Here is a 20,000-nt window from a genome sequence, read left to right as displayed (position 1 = left end):
CCACATATAGGAGTAGGAGCCTTAAGAAATTAAAAGAAAGACTATGAAATAAAAGAGACATAAATTCGTGGCATTATTGAAAAAGTCAGAATAACTTTTTCAGTCCCAGCCTTCGGCGGACAAAAAGTTGTTTCCAACTTTTTCAACAAGCCCGCTGGTATGGAATTCTATACTCGAAAAATAACCGACATATAACCCTCTCAAAAGTTGTGAATAACTTTACGATGCTTTACATAGGAGTAGCTGTTACCAGCAGTTACTATTGGTTATTTCTGTTTAATATTATTTTTCACAGAGTCAATTTTTTCAATTTTATTTTTCAGCTTTTCTTGATTAATCTCAAGTTCTTTTATTCTGGATTGGTACATTAATATTCCAGTTATCAATGATCCAATTGCAACTAAAAGTGATATCGCAGAAATCGGTAATGCATATTTTCCGTATGTTGCCTGAAATTTTGAGATTCGTGCGTCGTAAATTGCCTTTTGTGCAGTTTGTTCCTTAGTTTGCTGTTCCTTAAGTAAATATTTTTGCCAACCTCCTAACTTCAAAACTTCCTTGCCTTTTTCCAAAATAGTCAATTTTCCATGATTTTTAAAAGGCTGTCTTATGAAATCATTTTCGCATAGGAAACTGACAATTTCCCGATATTGTATTTGTGTAGCGCCATTACGCACTATATCCGATTCTTCTAATATGTATTCAGGTTTGTTTTGAATATCGTTTAAAATGGCATTGATGAGATTTTCATCCATATTATTTCGGTTATTTGTTGATTCGGTTCTTGAATTCTCCCAGTTTTTCTGCAATTGCTGGTAACTAGTTTATACTCGCTACTAAGTAGCGACAATCTATCCGATTTTGAATAGATTGTCGCTACTTTGTTACGGTTATTAATCAAATATATAGATATTATTTTTATTACAAATCATCAAATAGACTTTTAATTTACTTGCTAAAAAACCAGTCAAATTATCATAGATTTTTTCGAATACTTAAGTTTTGTCTGTAATGTTCTATTTGTTTTTCACTTTGGTTCAGTTGAGCAGTATTTAAAAAAGTGCTTTGAAAAACTAAAGCTGTAAACTAGCCTCTCGTCTTTTGGACGAGACGGACAGCAGGAGTGATGCCGATGAAAAAAAGGAAAACTGCTGCTCCTATTTATTCAAAAGGAAAATTGCCTTTGCAAATTCTTTTCCCAAATCAATATATCCTTCGCTTCTGTAATGGTATTTATCTGAATATTTATAGCTGTTTGTAGTGCGCACAATACTTACATGGGGTTCGGTTTTGGCATATTTTTCTTGTCCATATTGCACTAACTCTCCAAATCCCCAAACTTTTCCATCGGCATCATCACCAGAATCTGATATTTTCCCAATTACAATGGGCAAATCGTTATTTCTAAAAGCAGCCCGCATGAGTTCCATCAGCCTTTTCAAATTCACATAATATTGATTTGCTATTCGTTCTGTTTTATCTGAATCACTTTCTCCCTGCATCCAAATAATACCGCTTGGTATCAAAATATCTTCGACCCCATCTCCGTTTATGTCTTGTACAGCCATAGCACTATTGGCCGTTTTTAGAAAATAATCGTATTGATTAATCCCTTTTCCTCCTCTAAAATCAGGCTCCCAAGCACCAAAATAAGAAGTTCCGGTACTATCAATCGAAGATCCGTTTCTGGCATATTTTATAATAGCGAGTTTTTGGTTTGGGTACAATTCTTGCAGTTTCTTGGCAAATGAAAGTTCAATACCAAATCTGTCTGAAAGTGTATTGGTAATTCCATCCGATTCGAAACCAGTTCCATTGCCTGGCTGAAGAGCATCCCACTTCCCTAATCCTCCTTTTTTATCATTATCTCCTACAGGGTTTCCTTGATAAATAAAAACATTTTTATTTATTTTATTTAAAGAATCCGGAAGTTCCTTTACATAACCATACCCTTGCATATTCGACTGACCTCCTAAATAAAACACTCTGATGGTGTCTTTTTTGGCTTGCGCCAAAAGCATAAAAGGCGTAAAAATAAATATTAAAATATATTTCATATATGCAAATTTTATTTTCATCGGAGTTCGATGATTTATCAATTGCTGGCGCAAACTTGAAGTTAATAGCGATTTCATCGAAATCATTTCACCAATTCAAAACTGTCTTTCACACGTATATCTGCCGAAGAGGAACCAATCATTAAATCGAAATCACCAGGTTCTGAAACAAACTCTAATGCGTTGTTGTAAAACGACAATTTTTGATTATCAATTGTAAACTGAATTGTTCTGGTTTCGCCGCGGTTCAATGTTATTTTCTGAAAATCTTTCAACTCGATTACTGGACGCACGACAGAACCAACTCTGTCTCTCAAATACAATTGAACCATTTCTTCTCCCTTTACGCTTCCTGTATTGGTTATGTTTACCGAAACGGTAATCGTTTCATTATTTTTCATTGTTTTTTTAGACAATTTCAAATTTGAATATTCAAAAGTGGTATAGCTCAATCCAAATCCAAACGGGAATTTTGGAGTAGTCGGCAAATCGATGTAGGCCGATTTGTAATTTTTATCTTCATTGACAGAAGGTCTTCCCGTATTGAAATGATTGTAATAAATTGGAATTTGTCCTTCGGTTCTAGGAAATGTCATTGGTAATTTTCCAGACGGATTGTAATCCCCAAAAAGCACGTCGGCAATGGCGTTTCCGGCTTCGGATCCCAACCACCAAGTATAGACAATTGTTGGCATATTATCAGCAATCCAATCAATAACCAGCGGTCTTCCCGCATTAATTAAAATAACAATTGGTTTTCCTGTTTTTTGGAGTTCTTTGATTAAATCTTCCTGAACACCAGGTAAATGCAGGTTGCTTTTGCTTTTGGCTTCCCCGCTTTTGTTAAAATTTTCTCCAATGCTCAAAATAATAACCTCAGCTTGACTGGCAACATTCAATGCATCGGCAAAACCTTCTTTGCTTTTGTCTTCAACGCCGCAGCCTTTTGCATATAAAATTTTAGTTCTTTTGCCTACTTTATTCTCCAAGCCTTCCCATTGTGAAACAATATAAGTCGAATCCACGTCTTTCACATCCACAGCCCAAAATCCGTGGTTGTCTCTTTTTGGTTTCACCATTGGACCAATAAAAGCTATTGTTTTCAGCCCTTTGGAAAGTGGTAAAACGTCTCTTTCATTTTTCAGCAGCACAATACTTTTTGCTGCCATTTCCCTAGCTGCTTTAGTATGCTCCTGATTATTTAATGCTGCTTGCTCTCTTTCTAGACTGCAGAATTTATACGGATCATCAAACAGTCCCAATTCAAATTTCTTGCGTAAAATTCTTTTTACAGCATCATCGATTAAAGCTACGGGAACTTTATTTTCTTTTACCAACTGCTCCAAATTATAGCGATAGGCGTTGCTTTCCATATCCATGTCACTTCCTGCGGTTATAGATGCAAGAGCCGCCTCTTTGTTGTCCTTCACATATCCGTGATTCACCATTTCGCCAATAGAACCCCAGTCGGAAACTACAAAACCTTGAAAGTTCCATTTCCCTTTCAAAATGTCTCTAAGCAAATAATTATTGGCACTAGCCGGTATCCCGTTAAGATCGTTAAAAGAATTCATAAACGTAGCTGCTCCTGCATCAAGTGCCGATTTGTAAGGAGGCAGATACGTTTCCCAAAGCATTCTGTTACTCATATCAACCGAATTATAGTCACGTCCTCCAACAGCGGCTCCATAGGCGGCGAAATGTTTTACACAAGCCATAACCGAATTCACATCGCCTAAATTTCCCTGAAATCCCTTAACTCTTGCATACGCAATTTTGGATCCTAAATAGGTATCTTCACCTGCGCCTTCCATCACTCTGCCCCAGCGCGGATCACGAGAAATATCAACCATTGGCGCAAATGTCCAGTGAATTCCTGAGGCAGCAGCTTCCGTCGCAGCAATTCTAGCCGAAAGTTCAATCGCTGTCAAATCCCAGCTTGCAGCTTCCGCAAGAGGAATAGGAAAGGTTGTTTTATAGCCATGAATTACATCCAGCCCAAATAACAAAGGAATTTTTAATCGCGACTGCATTGCTAACTCTTGGTATTGTCTCGTATATTTTGTCCCCATAATATTCAGCATCGAGCCAATTAAGCCTTTTTTGATTTCATTTTGTTTATTGGCGTTAATTGTAATTGGCCCCGTAGCAGTATTGTCACCAGTGTATTGGTTCATCTGCCCGATTTTCTCTTCCAGAGTCATTTTCTTCAATAAAGTTTCGACTTTTTGGTCTATGGTTTGTTGCTGTGAAAAAGCAAAAAAAGAAACGAATACTAATATCAGTGTAGCTGTTGTTTTCATTTTACAAATTTTATATTCAATTGAAACACTCTATTTTAATTTTGGAGCATTTTTAAATTCTAGAAAATTAAGATTAAAGCTTCCTCCTTCAAAGTTAACACGAATTTTATTTACACCTTGCTTAAGGATAATATTTTTAAGTATAACTGTTTTCCAAGCCATTAATCCTCCAGAAATGGGAAGAACAATTGATTCTGAAATTCTCACATTGTCTTGTGCCAAATATAGTTTCCCGCCCGCTTTTTCACTGGAATATCGAATTTCTACATCAAAATTGCCTTCTTTTTTTACATCAGCAGTAAATTGTAACCATTCTTTATCTTCAATAGAAGAAACCTGAAAACCGTTGGTTTCCTTATCAGTACAGACTTCAATATCGACTCCGTCATTTCTCATTTTGCCTCCTTTATTCCATTGTGTAAATTTAGTCCCGTTATAATTGGCTACGTCATTATCTGAATAAGCATAACCGTTTTGGCCTAAATCAAACTCGGCCGCATATACTCTTCCCGGAAGCTGATGGTTTTTATATTTTTTAGTGTCATTGCTTTGCACTTGTCTAAACATGGCATCAATCACATCATGCCTGATAGTAAGATGCTCCATTTTATAATTCTCAGCCATCTGCATTAGAACTTTTTTGGCAAAACTTACATTTGGTTTTTCACCTCCTTTTTTCCAATACTCTAATATTTTATCGTAGCCTGCTGGTTTTTTCACCGAAGTTACTCCCGCTAAATTCTCAATTTTTTTCATTGGCCAAAAAGCCCAGCCAATGTTATTGGATTCCATTAATGAAATGGCTTCTTCAAACCACACATTAGAGTTTTCTCCACTTTCGCCTAACCAAATAGGCACATTATATTGAGTTCTATAATTTAACATGGCTTGGATAGAAGCAGTATCATTGGTATTCCAATATTTATGAAAACTCAGCGCCATGTTTTCATCCCAAAGCGGGAACATACCGTTGTAATTATTTCCCCAACAGTTTCCTTCAATGATAATTAAATGATTGGCGTCAATGGCTCTTATCGCTTTTGTGATTCTACCTTGCAGCGCTCTTAAAGGAGCATTTGATGTTTCATCACAACCGTTTTGATTAGTTCCTGTAAAATTCCAATTAGGCTCATTGATAATATCATAACCTCCAATCCACGGATTGTCTTTGTAGCGCTGGGCTAATTTTTCCCAAAACGCTACCATCTTATCTTGATTTGCAGTACTCTCCCAGAGTGATGGTTTTGAATCATCATAGTCGGATATTGCAGCATCTTTCCCTTGGCCTCCAGGAGCAGCGTGCAAATCTAAGATTAAATATATTTTATTGGCGGCACACCATTTTACTAAATCATCGGTCATTTTAAAACCTTCCTCTAACCAAGTAATCTGTCCATTTTTCTCGTTTTCAATTGCCGGAGTGTATAAATTGTAATGCATTGGCAGCCGAATAGAATTAAATCCCCAAGCTGCCAAAGAGTCAATATCTCTCTTTGTGATTCCGTTTTTTTTGTATGCTTTATAAAACTCTTCGGTAGCTGATACACCAATTAAATCGGTAATTTTTTGCTTAATTTTATATTGTGATCCAGCAAATGCTCCAGTTTGAATCATGTAGCCTTCCTGTACCATCCAGCCGCCAAGTCCTAAACCGCGCAGAACGATATTTTTACCGTTTCCGTTCACAATTTTTTGTCCATCTCTATGCAAAAAGCCTTGACCAAATGAAGCAGTGACAAAGCACAGAAAAGTAAATACTATTATTTTTTTCATCCTATTATTTTTTAAATCTTACTATAAAAAGAACTCTTAGGGCGTGCCTTTAAGTTAAAGACTAATTGATAAAATGATTGCTGATTTTTGATTAACGATTTTTGATTTCAGATGTGAAAAACCTCATAAAATCGACAATCTATTATTTAGCAACAACAAATCACAAATCGTTAATCTTCAATCTAAAATCTATTAAATCAATAACATACCCCTCACGCATAACTATCAACTTTATGGGATTAATACACCAAAGTCTGTATTGCATTAGGCAGTATCTTAATCTCTGTGGCTTGAGTTCCTATACACAGATTATAGATTACTGCAGCATTTGTTTGGTTCATAACGACGGTTACCATTTTTCCGTCCTTATTCAAAAATGAAGTGCTCAACAAACTGCTTCTGCTCACTGCAGAACTTACTCTTTTGGCTTCAGGGCGAATAAATTTTGAAAAATGTCCAATATAATAATAAGATGGCGTGTAAATCAATTCTCCAGTCTTGGTATCGGCATGGATTGGGGCAAAACAAAAATTACCCACATGATTAGGCCCTCCTTTTTCATCCAAAAGAATATTCCAATCTGTCCAGCCCACAGTTCCGTTATTAAAATCATGAATCATCGATGAACCATAACGTTCCCCATTGCCCCAGAACTGATATTTACCAGCATCAAATTTCTCCACGCATCCTTCTGTAAACATTAGGTTTTTATTAGGGAATGCTTCATGAACTTTTGCCACATTTTCAAACATCTGGTCACCTCCTGCCCATGTTTCATACCAATGGAATCCCATTCCCCATGCATATTTTGAAGCTTCTGGATCAGTGAAAATAATATTGGCTCTTTGCAGCATCAAATCACGATTATGATCCCAAACAATTATTTTTTTGTTCCCCAATCTTTCTTTTTTCATTGTTGGCCCAAGAAAATTTTTCAGGAAATCTCTTTCCGCTTCAGCAGAATAAACACACGATTCCCAAGTTTGTACTGCCATTGGCTCATTCTGCAAAGTGATGCCCCATATCGGGATGCCTTCTTTTTCGTAGGCTTTTACAAACTTAGTATAATAAGCAGCCCAAGGCTGGAAAAACTCAGGCAATAGTGTTCCGCCTTTCAACATGTTCTGATTGCTTTTCATAAAAGCGGGAGGACTCCAAGGACTTGCATATAAGGTCATTTTTCCGCCAGCAGTCTCGGTTGCTTTTTTTATCAGCGGTATTTTAAATTCTCTATCATGTTCAATAGAAAAAGTTTTCAATTCAGTATCTCCTTCCTTAATATAAGTATAACTCCCAGAAGAAAAATCGGAACTGTGAATTGTGGTTCGCATTAATGAATAGCCAATTCCTTTTTCGGGACTGTAATAGGCTTTCAAGAATTCCTGTTGCTTTTCTTTAGGTAATTTAGCAAAAACCTCAGCACTTGCATCCGTTATTGCTCCGCCAATTCCAAGTAAGGATTGAAAAGTTTTGTCTGGATTTACAAAAACACAAATTTGTCTTTCTGTAGGCTGCTTCAGTTCTGAAAATTTAAGATCATCTGTTTTTGACAATCTCAAATTAGTGCTTTCGGCTGTAGTGTACACTGTCACTATTTTGTCTTTTGCGGAAAAAGAATGTGCCGCTGCTTTATTTTTTTGCTGTGCAAAAACAAAAAAAGAGGCCAGTGCTAATACCGTGGTCGTTATTTTTCTCATAATCTATAAGGTGATAATTTTTTATTTTTTTGATACCCTATTACCAAATATATGTTCCTACTGCTCCCCCTTCCAGTGAAGTGGTAATCCATTTTCCGTTATATTTAACATTAAATAATTCGGTAGCATTTCCATCATTTACAACCAGTAATACTTTTTTCCCCTCTGGAGTTTTGAAAGCAACATTATGCAGATTACCCACAATAGTACTTGCAATTCTAACAGAGCCCGCAGGCACAAACTTGGACGCATGAGCTGCTGCATAATATCCAACATTACGGCTCAATGATTCGCTGCTGTTTATTGTTATTGCTCCTTTACAAGTTGTGCATCCTCCTTGTGTATGAGGGCCAAAAGAACCGTCATTGGCAAGATTCCACTGCAGTGCGTTTTTACTCCAATTGCGCATCGATCCGATAATTACATTTTTAGTCTGCCATTTTAAATCTCCGTCAAATGCGCCTGTAGATGAAGTATACTGCTCCGTAAAATAAACATCCTTATCCGGGAATGCATCATGAACGGTTGTAAGCGCACTAATATCACCTCCGTACAAATGAAATGCCGAACCAGTTACAAAAGGGTAAGCTACGGCATCTTTTAAGATCGTAATAGGATATTGGGGGTTATCGCAATTATGATCATAGGTAATAATCTTTATTGCAATATTGGCTGATTTAAATGCAGGTCCTAAGTTATTTTTTATAAAATCGGTCTGTTGTAAAGCAGTCATTACCATACTCGGATTGTTACCCCCGTGTAAAGGCTCATTTTGTGGAGTAACTGCATCAATTACAATTCCTTCAGCTTTCATTTTTTGAATGAATTTTACAAAATACTGAGCATATACTTCATAATATTTAGGCTGCAGACTACCTCCAACAAAATTATTATTGTCTTTCATCCAAAGCGGTGCAGACCAGGGAGAACCCATTATTTTAATATTAGGATTAATCGCCAGAATTTCTTTCAGCAGCGGAATCAAATCTGTCATATCAGGAGCCAGACTAAAATTAGCCAAACTAATGTCTGTTTGTCCAGCCGGCATATCATCATATGTAAAAGGAGAAGCATTCAAATCGGAAGCTCCAATACTGATTCTCAAGTAACTCAATCCTATTGAATTATCGCCTGAACCAAATAATTCCTGCAATAAGTCTTTCTTTTTTTGAGTTACCAGCTGATTTATCACTTGAGCACTGCCACCAGTCAATGTAAATCCAAAACCATCAATGGATTGATACTTTTGAGTATCATTAATTTCAATATTTGGATAAATATTTGCCTTGCTCCCAAAAGCTAAAATACCTGTCTGTTTTTGCAAAAGTGCTGTTTGATTTCCTTTAGTCAGCCAAAAATCAACTTCATTCTTTACAACTGGAGTTGGCGTAGGGGTTGGAGCTGGTGAATCGCCGCCATCATTAGAAGATGAACAGCTGACGTGTATGGCTGAAAAAGCTATTATGAAAAACAGCTTGCCTAATTGATGTATTTTTTTCATTATTTATTTGTAATTAATTCGACCAAAACTGGATAATGATCTGTTTTGGACTCTGAATTATTGTTATTTAATTTTCTATTCCTGATAACCCCAAACTCGATTATTAATTTTTGGAGCAGAAAGATTTGGCTTTTTCAGCAAGTATGGTCCCGCTATCCGCTTTAATCTTGTGAGCCGAACCCCAGCTCACAAGGATTTCCGCTTCTATCGGAGCTAAAAGGCAATGTCATTAAGTTAAGAGATTTTAGATTGATGATTAACGATTCTTGATTTCAGATGTAAAAAGCCTTGTGAAATCTACAATCTAATATTTAGTCACACCAAATCTGAAATCAAGAATCGTTAATCAGCAATTATTTTATCATTTAATCCTTAACTTAATGATATTGGGCTAAAGGGAGAGATTTTGCTTATACTCTTCTGTTTCTTAATTATACACCCTTATATAATCCACCTCAAAAATTGAAGATGTAAAATTTGGATCTACAGGACCTCCCCAAACTCCTCCCATTGCAAAATTGACAATTAGGTAAAAGTTTTTATTGAATGGAAATTTATCTGAATTTATAAAAGTGTAAAACAACTTGTCATCTACATAAAACTTTATATAACCTGCTCTCCAATCTGCAGTATAAATATGAAATTCGGTATTATCATTCGGCACGTTTATAGTTCCTGTATCTGGAGTAGCTCCTGAACGCCCAGGAGAGTGCAATGACGAATGATTGACATTCAGCTCTTTTCCAACTGATTCTAAAATATCAACTTCGCCACACGCTGGCCATCCAACACTGCCAATATTACTGCCCAGCATCCAAACTGCAGGCCAAGTCCCAACTCCAGTAGGGAGTTTTGCCCTGATCACTATTTTGCCATAAGTAAAATCAAATTTTCCATTGGATTCTAATCTTCCGGAAGTGAAGTCCCCCTTTCCATATTTTTCTCTGATGGCTTTTATTTTTAAAACACCGCCTTGAACAATTGTGTTTTCAGGACGATTCGTATAAGATTGAAGTTCGCTGTTAACATTCCCTGGATCCCAAATTTGGAAAGTCCATTTGGAAGCATCTGGTGCGCCGTCAGTATTAAATTCATCAGACCAAATTAACTTGGATTCTACCAAAACGGTAATAGAGAGTGACGTGCTAACAAATTTTCCAGCATTATAAGCAGACACGTATAACACATAAGTATTTGCACCCGATGCTGTATAAGTATAAGAAAAACTGCCGTTTGTTACTTCCTTTGTTTCTCCATTTCCAAGAGTAATTTTATATGATGTGGCATTTGTTGCCGATAAAGTAAAATTTACCACACCGGTTCCGTCTCCATTTGGATTTTGCGCCGAAGCTCCAACAATTGCAGCTGTAACTTTTAGGTTTTCAGGTGTTTTATTTACTGCTGCTGGCTCGTCTGAATTTGAACCGCTGCAGGAAATAAACAAAAAGCAGTTCAGCACAATAACTAAATTAATTCTAGAAAGATATTTTTTCATTTTTTTCTACTCGTTAAAACATTCCATTAAAAAAAATGGCCCATAATCATGGAGAATGGGCCATTCTACCAACTCAACCTAACTAACTACTAATTAATTTTGTAATTTAAAAAACTATAAAGACGGTCTCATTTCAATATTCCGAATTTTGATACCAGCCTTCATATCTTCACCGCCGCCTCTTATTACTAGATAAGCTGTACCTGTCTTAGTAGCTGTGAATATTCCTAAATTGTTTGCTGCCGAACAGCCCACAACTGAAATTTTTCCTGAAAAAGCAGCTGTTGCACAACCGTCCCAAGTACTTAAGGCTCTTAATTTTCCTCCTTCGGAATAATCAGTTCCTGTTACTGGTGCAGCATAACCGCAATACACTTCAAACCAAGTATTACTGCAGCCTGTTGTTGAAGAAGTAACCATATCGATTACATATTTTTTTCCTGCTGCAACACTAATTGCCTGATATATTCCGTTACCTGCCCAACCGCTTGCTGTCAAAGTAGCAGAACCGCTTCCAAAAACAATACTGGCACTAGAAGCCGGATTTGTAACTGTCCATTTAGACCAGTCATCGCTATTGGTTAATCTTCCTCCTTTAAGGATATTTCCTGCTACTGGATCTGGAGTAGCTACAACAATCTGTTTAGCTGCAGTTTTTACAATTCCTCCTTTGCCCATAGCACCATGCGTAATGGTATAAGTGCCTGCATCCGGAAGAAAAACAGTTTCTGTCATTTTACCAATAGCCATTCCTGCTCCATCACCCATGTCCCATTTGGAACCCAGTACGTTTTTTGTCTGAGCTGTTAAAATAAATTTATTAGCAGAACCTTCTACAGCTGTAACTGTAAAAGAGGGATCTACATTAGCATCTGACAATCCATTATCTGTGATATCTTCAGACTGGCAGCTTCCTAATGAACTTAATGTTATAATAGACAACATTAGATAAATGTATCTGTTCAATATTACTTTTATATTCATAATATGTATGTTTTTAATATTAATAATTTGGATTTTGAACCAATCTTAGCTTTTAATTATAGCCAGGGTTTTGTTTCAATTTAGTACCTTGAAGTTCTCTGGTTGGGATAGGGAAAATTTCATCTACGCCTGCATTAAAACCTCTATTGGCTAGCACAGTAGCTGCATCTCCCCATCTTACTAAGTCAAAGAATCTAAGCCCCTCCCCTGCAAATTCCAATCTTCTTTCTTTTTTGATAGCTTGAAGCGTAACCGGAACTGAAGGCAAACCAACTCTTGCTCTAACTGCATCAAGCAATGCTTGCGCTCTGGTTCCAGAACCTAACGCCTCTGCTTCCATTAAATAAGTATCGGCAAGTCTTATGATATATGTATTTTGTTTGTAATTTAACTCTGCAGCGCCGCCACCAGTACGAACATCAGTTTTACGGGGAAGGAATTTATTTAAGAAATAGCCTGTATCTTGGTATCCTCCAATATAATCTGCCTCACCTGCGGCTTTCAATGCCTTAACATCTAATATTGTAGCTCCAAATCTTGGATCTGGTTTAAGCGCATCATATAAATCTTGTGTTATAACATTAAAACTCCATCCTGACGGTAAATCTGGAGCTGGTGATGCAGCTGGTTTTGAATAACTTCTAGGCCCTACCATCACATTCAATGAATTTCCTTCATCTCTGCCTGAGCCCCAAAATCCCCAATCAGAATTACCTGCACTAGTATGAGACACTTCAATAAGCGATTCTGTATTGAACTTATTCGAAACAACCCATAAATCATTAAAATTGGTCAATAATTTATTTCCATATTGATTAGTTGCGCCAGGAGTGCCATTTACCTGAGCCAAAACTGCAGTCGCTTCCGTTTTTTTACCTTCAAATAAATATACTTTTCCAAGCATAGCCTGAACAGCACCTTTTGTAAGACGGCCAGATTCAGTACTAGCAGGAACTGATGCAGGCAAAGAAGGAATTGCTTCAGTCAGATCTTTTTCAATTTGAGCATAAACCGCTTCAGGAGCTGCCTGTTCTGCATCATACATATTCGTAGCAGTCAACGGTTGCAACAATAATGGAATGTTCTTGAACATACGCACCAAATTGAAATAATAAATCGCACGCAAAGCTTTTGACTCAGCCGTAAATCTAGCTTTTAAAGCATCGGACATATCAACATCCGGCAATTTCACAAGTAATGTATTGGCTCTAAAAATTCCTTGATAATGGTCATTCCAAAAACTTCCTGGAATGCTCGTTGAAGAAAGTGAATGCTTTGAAAAATTTTGAATTCCATCTCCGTCTGTAGATCCGCCCCCGCCTGCATAGAAATCATCAGATCCTGCATTCATCATTGCGATTATATTTTCAAAACCACCCGAATTTTTTCTGATTGGATCATAAACCCCAACAAGTGCTGCTGTAGCCTGTCCTTCATTTGAATAATAATTATCCGAAAGAAAAGATCCTTTTGGTGTTACCTCCACAAAATCTTCAGAGCAAGACCCTAAAGAAATCATTGCTATTGCTATAAAAAAGTATTTATATTTTATCGTTTTCATAATTCTTTAATTTTATTAAAATTGTAGATTAGCTCCAAACATGAATGTTCTTGCCTGTGGATAAACTCCTTTGTCTATTCCAAATACACCTCCGCCAATTTCTGGATCATATCCAGTATATTTAGTCAAAGTGAACAAGTTTTCACCTGTTAAGTAAAAGCGAACTTTACTTGCTCCTATTTGAGAAACTACATTTGTTGGTAATGAATAACCAAATTGAACTATTTTTAAACGTAAATAATCTCCATCTTCCAAGTAGAAATCTGACATCTTACCAAAGTTTCCATTAGTATCATTAGATGTTAGTCTTGGATAATCATTAGATGTTCCTTCACCAGTCCAGCGGCCCAAAGCTTCTGTTTGATAATTCGCGTTTCCGATATCTAATCTTCTTAAACCTTGGAAAATTTTATTTCCTGATGCTCCTTGAGCAAATGCCATAAAATCAAAGTTTTTATAATCCAAGTTCAATGTAAAGCCAAATGTATATTTTGGAATATTGCTGCCCAAGAACTGTTTGTCATTGTCATTGATAGATCCATTACCGTCTGTATCAATCCAACGGAAATCTCCTGGACGTGCATTTGGCTGAATTAAACCGCCTGAAGCATTTTTATAAGCAGTAATTTCTGCATCATTTTGGAAAATTCCAGCTGTTTTTAATCCATAGAATGAGTTATACGATTGGCCTACTTGAGTTCTGGTTACTGCTCCCATAGATTGGAAAGATGCATCTCCAGTAATATAATTTGAATCAGAAGCTACATATGTTACTTCATTTTCTAAATAAGCTAAATTTGCGCTTGCTGAAAAATTAAAATCACCCAATTGTTTTCTGTATCCTAACTCAAACTCAATACCTCTATTTTCCATATCAGCAACATTTCCTGTTGGATTTGAAACGACCCCAACATAACCCGGAATGTTTATTGGACGTAAAATCCCTGTAGTTTTTTTATTATATGCATCTACAGTAAGGCTTAGGTCATTGAAAAATTTTGATTCAAACCCAATGTTTGCCTGAGAAGTCTCTTCCCATCTTAAATCTGGATTGTCCAAAGTAAGGTTTGCATAACCTGTAGTGATTGCACCTGTATTACCGAAAGAATAGTTATAACCGCCTTCTACTAAAGAAAGATATCTAAAGTTTGGAATAGCATCATTTCCAACAACACCATAACCTCCTCTAATTTTTAAAGTATTAATTACCTCATTCTCTTTCCAAAACTCTTCTTTCGAAACTACCCATCCTAGATTAAAAGAAGGGAAAACACCAAATTTATGATTGGCTCCAAAACGGGAAGATCCGTCACGGCGAATAATACCGGTTAATAAATACTTTTCTTTAAAATCATAATTAACACGTGCAAATAAAGATGTCAATTTATGCTCCGTCATATCATAAGTCCCGCTGCTTCTGTCTGCCTGAGGAATATCAAAGTTAAAAGAAGCATCCTGATAGCTAGTAATAGGCAAGCCATACATTGTGGCACTTGAACCTCCTCCAATATTCTCAACATAAGCACCTTGACCTAATAAAACTGTCAAATTGTTATCCCCAAAAGAATTGGAATAAGTAGCAATATTTTCGACATTCCATGCAAAACTGCTGTTTTCGCTTTGTCCATAATTATTTTTAAGCACGTTCGAAGTAGCACTTAAATAATAAACAGGAGTAAATCCTTGACCTCCCCAATATGCTATTTTACCTCCAAATGTTGTTCTGAATTTGAAGTGTTTTGAAACAGCTGCCTCCAAATAAGCATTTCCAACTAAATCATCAGACCAGCCGTAACCTCCCAGCCTTGTTTGAGTATAAGCTAATGGATTAGTCATCTCTTGACCAACTAAGCTGGAGATTCCGTAAGGATTACCATTGGCATCTCTGATTACAGGATTTGTGCTATATGGAGCTGAATTAGCTAAAACTGGATCTGTCTCAATAATTGGAGTTGTCGGATCTAAATTAATTGCAGAGCTTAGCGGACCTCCAAATTCACTATTGGTATTACCGATACCAACATTCTTTTGTCTTGTAAAACCAAAAGTCTGTCCGAAAGTGAATACTTTGGATATTTTGTGAGTCGAATTCAAACGGAAACTCTTCTTGTTATAATTTGAAATATCAGTAGAAACAATCCCTTCTTGGTCTTGAACTCCAAAAGAAGCGTAAAAATTTGAAACATCACTTCCTCCGCTAATACTCAATTCATGTGAATAACGAAAAGCGCTTGTGTTGAAAATAGCTTTTTGCCAATCAGTCCCTTTACCTAATGCCGCAGGATCTGAAAAAATTAATGATCCTCCCCCAGCAACTGATTTCTCATTTAATAAAGTCGCGTATTGAGTTGAATTTAGTAAATCTAATTTTTTTGCAGGCGATGAAACTCCGGCAAATCCATTGTAATTAACAGTGATTTTTCCAGACTTTCCTTTTTTGGTTGTAACAAGAATTACACCTGTTGCAGCACGAGTTCCATAAATTGCAGCTGAAGCCGCATCTTTAAGAACCTCCATCGATTCAATATCCGATTGATTAAGATAACCAATACCTCCAGCATCTACAACCACACCATCTACAACCCAAAGCGGATCATTTCCTCCTTCGCCAAAAGTAGTTATACCTCTAATGCGGATTGTTGATGCAGAACCTGGCTGACCAGAACTGGCTGCTATTGTAACTCCCGATACTCTGCCCTGTAATGCTTGCTCAATACGGCCATTTGGAACTTTTTCCAGATCTCTGGCTCTTACGCTTGAAATCGCGCCAGTTGTCACGCTTTTCTTTTGGGTACCGTATCCAACTACCACAACTTCATTTAAATCTTGTGATACAGAATACATTTTTACCTGCACTGATGTTTGACCGTTAATAGCAGTCTCAACTGTTTTATACCCTATAAAACTGATTGTTAAAACTCCATCTTTAGGAGCTTTAATTTGGAACTTGCCATCAAAATCTGTCGCAACTGATGACGATGTTCCTTTTAAAATTATGGTTGCCCCTGGAATTGGCATCCCCGTTTCATCAATCACTTTTCCGTTAATGGACGCTTCCTGCGCATGCCCATAAACTGAGAATAAGACTGACAAAATACAAAAAATAAATGCTTTTAATAATTTCATTTTTCTAATTATTTTGGTTAATTATTTAGTTATTTGATGCAATAGTATATCTAAAAATCCTAATTTCAGAATTAACAATCACTACAAAATCACATCAGTCATACTAAACTAGTATTACAAAATATTATCAAAAAAAACAGAACTACTTGATTATTAATATTTTAAAAACAAAAAAACATTACTTAAAAAAATATTAATTGAAAAAAACCATTACAATTACCATAAATTAAATACTTTAGCTCAAAATCTGCCAAAGAGGCTTGAAATTCAGTGCAAAAGACATTTGAAAATGCATTTTTATCCTATACAATAATCACATCAAATCATATGCAAACCCGAAATAATAAAAAAGAACAATACATGAAATTGGCTAGATATTTTTTGCTGTTTATTTTACTTAACATTCCTATACTATTTTTTGGGCAGGTAAAAAAAATTGGCCTTCCCCTTATTAAAAATTATAGCAGAACAGACTACAAGGGAGGAACACAAAACTGGAATATTGACCAAGATAAAAATGGAAATCTCTATTTTGGAAATAATGACGGTCTTTTGCAATTTGACGGATCGAAATGGAATAAATACAAAGCAAAAAATTCGGATGCAATTAAATGTCTAAAAGTAGATTCATCCGGAAAAATATATGTAGGCTGCTATAATGAGTTTGGTTATTTTAAAGCCAATTCAAAAGGGAAACTCGAATACTTTTCTATTTCCAATTCATTGAATAAAAAAACATCAGGTATAATTGACTTTGTATGGAAAATACATCTTTATAAGGATGAAGTAATTTTTCAGTCATTCGACCACATCTATATCTATAAGAACAGCAAAATTAAAATCATAAATGCCCCAAAAAGATTTCAATTCTCTTTTTTGACTAATTCCAAATTGTACCTCCAGGATATTTCATCTGGAATTTTAGAATATAAAAATGGCAAACTGAATTATCTTAAAGGATTAAACACTTTGAATAATTCTGAGATTTGGGGTATGATTGAATTAGAAAACAATAAGATCTTAGCAGCAACTTTAGACAAAGGGCTTTTTATAATTACAAACAATCAGGCACTTCCATGGAATACGGAGGCCAATACATTTATAAAAAAGAATGGCTCTCTAGGATGCATTCTTTATAAAAACAAATACGTTGTAATCAACTCGGTCCTTGACGGCATTATAATCTGCGATCTAAACGGAAATATTATACAGCATATCAACCGCAGTAAAGGACTTCAAAACAATACGGTTCTTACTTCATTTATAGACAAAAGCAATAATCTATGGCTGGGATTAGATAATGGAATTGCATACGTAAACGAAAATTCATTTCTAACCTATTTTGGATTTAGCTATAATTTAGGTACCGTTTATTCTTCTGTTGTGCATAAAGGCAATTTATATGTAGCAACCAATCAAGGAGTTTTTTATCATCCTTGGGATACTAATTTCAAAGAAGGCTCTTTTAAGCTTATTGAAGGAACTACTACCCAAGCATGGAATGTACAGATAATAAATGGAGAATTGATATGTGCCAGCAACAAAGGAGCTTTACTCATACAGAATGGGAAAATGATTAAAAACCTTGATCCCAAAGGATACTTTGGATTTAAATCAATACCCAATAATCCCAATTTTTTTATAGGGGCAAATTACAATGGATTTTCCGTTTTTGAAAAGACAAGTTCAGGAATGAAATTCAGAAATAAAATAGAAGGCATTGATAAATCATCCAATTCATTTGAACTTGATAAAGATTATTTATGGCTAAAAAAAGACCAATATGTACATCAAATTAAGCTGAATAAGGATTTAAGAAAAGCAAACATCATTAAAACCTTTACTCAATTTTCAAAACAAAATCCGGGCACTGGAAGTCTGCAAAAAATAAGCAATAAAGTTTTTTTTCAATCTAATAATATTTTTTACACTTATTCAACAGCTCAAAACACATTTACAGAAGATGCTATAATAACCAATATATTTAAGACAATTCCAAAAATCAAAAAGTTAACAGAAGATGCTAATGGGAATCTTTGGTACAACTATAATGAATCAATGGGAGCGCTGATAAAAGCAGGCAACAACAAATACAAGCATGTCATAACTCCATTTTCAAACTTAACTGGAAAATTAGTAGCCAATTACATGTCTATAAATACTATTGATTCCAAAAACACTTTTATAGGCTTAACTGATGGTTTGGCACATTATGATGCATCTATTGAAACCAAATCTATATTAAAACCTATTGCTCATATAAGTAGCTTTACATTTCCTGGAGACACTATATATCTAGGAAACAAGCAAGACAAAAGTGAAAGATACGAACTTCCTTATTCCTCAAATCAAGTGAAGTTTACATTTTCGTCCCCTTCATACGAAAATCTTGAAAACATTGAATTCTCTTATCAGCTGGAAGGCTTTGATGAAAATTGGAGCGCTTGGTCAAACAACACTATAAAAGAATATACCAATTTAAAAGAGGGCAATTATAAAATGAAAGTAAAAGCACGAAACAGCTTTAGGATTCAATCGGAAGAAACTTCTATTGAATTTAGAGTGTTTCCACCATGGTACAGACATTCATTAGCCTACCTATTTTACTTACTAATAGCGACTGGTTTGGTATATTACATCCGATTTAGAATAAGAATGAAAATAAGAAAAAATAAATATGTTGAAACCTTAGAACAGCGAAGATTATATTTAGAAAAAGAAACTAAGATCAGGCTGGAACAATATGAATTAGAAAAAGAAATTGAAAAACTAGAAAATGACAAACTGCAAATAAAGCTCCTGTCAAAAGATAAGGAATTAGTAAACAACACATTGCAAGTAGTCAAGAAAAATAAAATATTAAACGGAATTATTCAAAAGCTAAGAGATATAAATACGAGTTCTTTTGACGAAGCGGCAAAAACTCAATTTGTAAAACTGAATAAAAGCATCATCAAGGAAGTCAGTACTGATAAAAGCTGGAAGGATCTTGAAAAACACTTGAAAAATGTCCACTTCGATTTTCTGAAAAAATTAAAGGAAAAACACCCTTCCATTACTCCAAGAGAAATGGACTTGGCAACCTATTTGTTGATGAACATGTCTACCAAAGAAATTGCCGAATTCATGAACATATCTACGGGAGGGGTAGATTTGGCCAGATACCGATTAAGAAAAAAACTGGAATTAAATCAAAAAGAAAATTTAATCGGGTACTTCATGAGCATAAAATAGATAAAAAAGAGGCTGTTTCAAATGCACTGCCCCCAAAAAGTTAGACACTATTTGGGGGCATTTTTATGGAAAGAAAAGTCAAGTATGATTACGAATTTAAACTTGAATGTGTAGAATTAGTGGTTCATCAGCATTATTCATGTGAAACGGTATCTAAGAAGAAAGGAATCAGCGAATCTAATATTCGTAAATGGGTTAGTTTCTATAGGGAATATGGTAAAAGTAGTTTGTTAACACGAAAGAATCAGGTTTACTCAGTTGATTTTAAA

General features: G+C 35.6%; 12 protein-coding genes. 2 read left to right on the top strand and 10 right to left on the bottom strand.

From position 1 onward, the window contains the following. Nucleotides 1-266: 266 nt before the first annotated feature. From AC1DVP_RS20775 to AC1DVP_RS20730, 10 genes are all read right to left on the bottom strand, one after another. Entirely contained in the window at nt 267-755 is a 489-nt protein-coding gene (locus AC1DVP_RS20775) for a hypothetical protein (RefSeq protein WP_477185382.1), read from the bottom strand. 402 nt (nt 756-1,157) lie between these two features. Next, the gene (locus AC1DVP_RS20770; protein WP_477185381.1) at nt 1,158-2,057 is read right to left on the bottom strand and encodes a sialate O-acetylesterase; all 900 of its coding nucleotides are present in this window, start codon (nt 2,055-2,057) and stop codon (nt 1,158-1,160) included. 83 nt (nt 2,058-2,140) lie between these two features. Beyond that, complete coding sequence (locus tag AC1DVP_RS20765) at nt 2,141-4,360, bottom strand: glycoside hydrolase family 3 N-terminal domain-containing protein (RefSeq protein WP_477185380.1); 2,220 nt, start codon at nt 4,358-4,360, stop codon at nt 2,141-2,143. 30 nt (nt 4,361-4,390) lie between these two features. Further along, entirely contained in the window at nt 4,391-6,133 is a 1,743-nt protein-coding gene (locus AC1DVP_RS20760) for a cellulase family glycosylhydrolase (protein ID WP_477185379.1), read from the bottom strand. 239 nt (nt 6,134-6,372) lie between these two features. Beyond that, the gene (locus AC1DVP_RS20755; RefSeq protein WP_477185378.1) at nt 6,373-7,830 is read right to left on the bottom strand and encodes a glycoside hydrolase family 30 protein; all 1,458 of its coding nucleotides are present in this window, start codon (nt 7,828-7,830) and stop codon (nt 6,373-6,375) included. Between the two features lie 40 nt (nt 7,831-7,870). Then, nucleotides 7,871-9,331 (bottom strand): glycoside hydrolase family 30 protein, encoded by a 1,461-nt coding sequence (locus AC1DVP_RS20750; RefSeq protein WP_477185377.1) that lies wholly within the window; start codon nt 9,329-9,331, stop codon nt 7,871-7,873. A 427-nt stretch (nt 9,332-9,758) separates the two neighbouring features. After that, nucleotides 9,759-10,826 carry a glycoside hydrolase family 16 protein gene (locus AC1DVP_RS20745; RefSeq protein WP_477185376.1) on the bottom strand — a complete coding sequence of 356 codons (1,068 nt, stop codon included), beginning with the start codon at nt 10,824-10,826 and terminating at the stop codon, nt 9,759-9,761. A gap of 114 nt (nt 10,827-10,940) precedes the next feature. Continuing rightward, complete coding sequence (locus AC1DVP_RS20740) at nt 10,941-11,810, bottom strand: hypothetical protein (RefSeq protein WP_477185375.1); 870 nt, start codon at nt 11,808-11,810, stop codon at nt 10,941-10,943. A 52-nt stretch (nt 11,811-11,862) separates the two neighbouring features. After that, nucleotides 11,863-13,371 carry a RagB/SusD family nutrient uptake outer membrane protein gene (locus AC1DVP_RS20735; RefSeq protein WP_477185374.1) on the bottom strand — a complete coding sequence of 503 codons (1,509 nt, stop codon included), beginning with the start codon at nt 13,369-13,371 and terminating at the stop codon, nt 11,863-11,865. A gap of 15 nt (nt 13,372-13,386) precedes the next feature. Then, nucleotides 13,387-16,497 (bottom strand): SusC/RagA family TonB-linked outer membrane protein, encoded by a 3,111-nt coding sequence (locus tag AC1DVP_RS20730; protein WP_477185373.1) that lies wholly within the window; start codon nt 16,495-16,497, stop codon nt 13,387-13,389. A 360-nt stretch (nt 16,498-16,857) separates the two neighbouring features. Between AC1DVP_RS20730 and AC1DVP_RS20725 the strand changes: the two genes are divergently transcribed. Both AC1DVP_RS20725 and AC1DVP_RS20720 read left to right on the top strand, forming a co-directional pair. Next, nucleotides 16,858-19,731: a helix-turn-helix and ligand-binding sensor domain-containing protein gene (locus tag AC1DVP_RS20725; protein WP_477185372.1), complete on the top strand. Its 2,874-nt coding sequence runs from the start codon at nt 16,858-16,860 to the stop codon at nt 19,729-19,731. A gap of 65 nt (nt 19,732-19,796) precedes the next feature. Then, the coding region (locus AC1DVP_RS20720) for a transposase (protein WP_477185371.1) at nt 19,797-20,000 on the top strand (204 nt) is incomplete at its 3' end.

This window comes from Flavobacterium sp. P3_A6, from assembly GCF_056403035.1.
This window is presented reverse-complemented; position numbering and strand designations above follow the sequence as displayed.

Coding starts and splice junctions, on each gene's coding strand:
- AC1DVP_RS20775 (WP_477185382.1), bottom strand. CDS start 755: ATGGATGAAAATCTCATCAATGCCATTTTAAACGATATTCAAAACAAA.
- AC1DVP_RS20770 (WP_477185381.1), bottom strand. CDS start 2,057: ATGAAATATATTTTAATATTTATTTTTACGCCTTTTATGCTTTTGGCG.
- AC1DVP_RS20765 (WP_477185380.1), bottom strand. CDS start 4,360: ATGAAAACAACAGCTACACTGATATTAGTATTCGTTTCTTTTTTTGCT.
- AC1DVP_RS20760 (WP_477185379.1), bottom strand. CDS start 6,133: ATGAAAAAAATAATAGTATTTACTTTTCTGTGCTTTGTCACTGCTTCA.
- AC1DVP_RS20755 (WP_477185378.1), bottom strand. CDS start 7,830: ATGAGAAAAATAACGACCACGGTATTAGCACTGGCCTCTTTTTTTGTT.
- AC1DVP_RS20750 (WP_477185377.1), bottom strand. CDS start 9,331: ATGAAAAAAATACATCAATTAGGCAAGCTGTTTTTCATAATAGCTTTT.
- AC1DVP_RS20745 (WP_477185376.1), bottom strand. CDS start 10,826: ATGAAAAAATATCTTTCTAGAATTAATTTAGTTATTGTGCTGAACTGC.
- AC1DVP_RS20740 (WP_477185375.1), bottom strand. CDS start 11,810: ATGAATATAAAAGTAATATTGAACAGATACATTTATCTAATGTTGTCT.
- AC1DVP_RS20735 (WP_477185374.1), bottom strand. CDS start 13,371: ATGAAAACGATAAAATATAAATACTTTTTTATAGCAATAGCAATGATT.
- AC1DVP_RS20730 (WP_477185373.1), bottom strand. CDS start 16,497: ATGAAATTATTAAAAGCATTTATTTTTTGTATTTTGTCAGTCTTATTC.
- AC1DVP_RS20725 (WP_477185372.1), top strand. CDS start 16,858: ATGAAATTGGCTAGATATTTTTTGCTGTTTATTTTACTTAACATTCCT.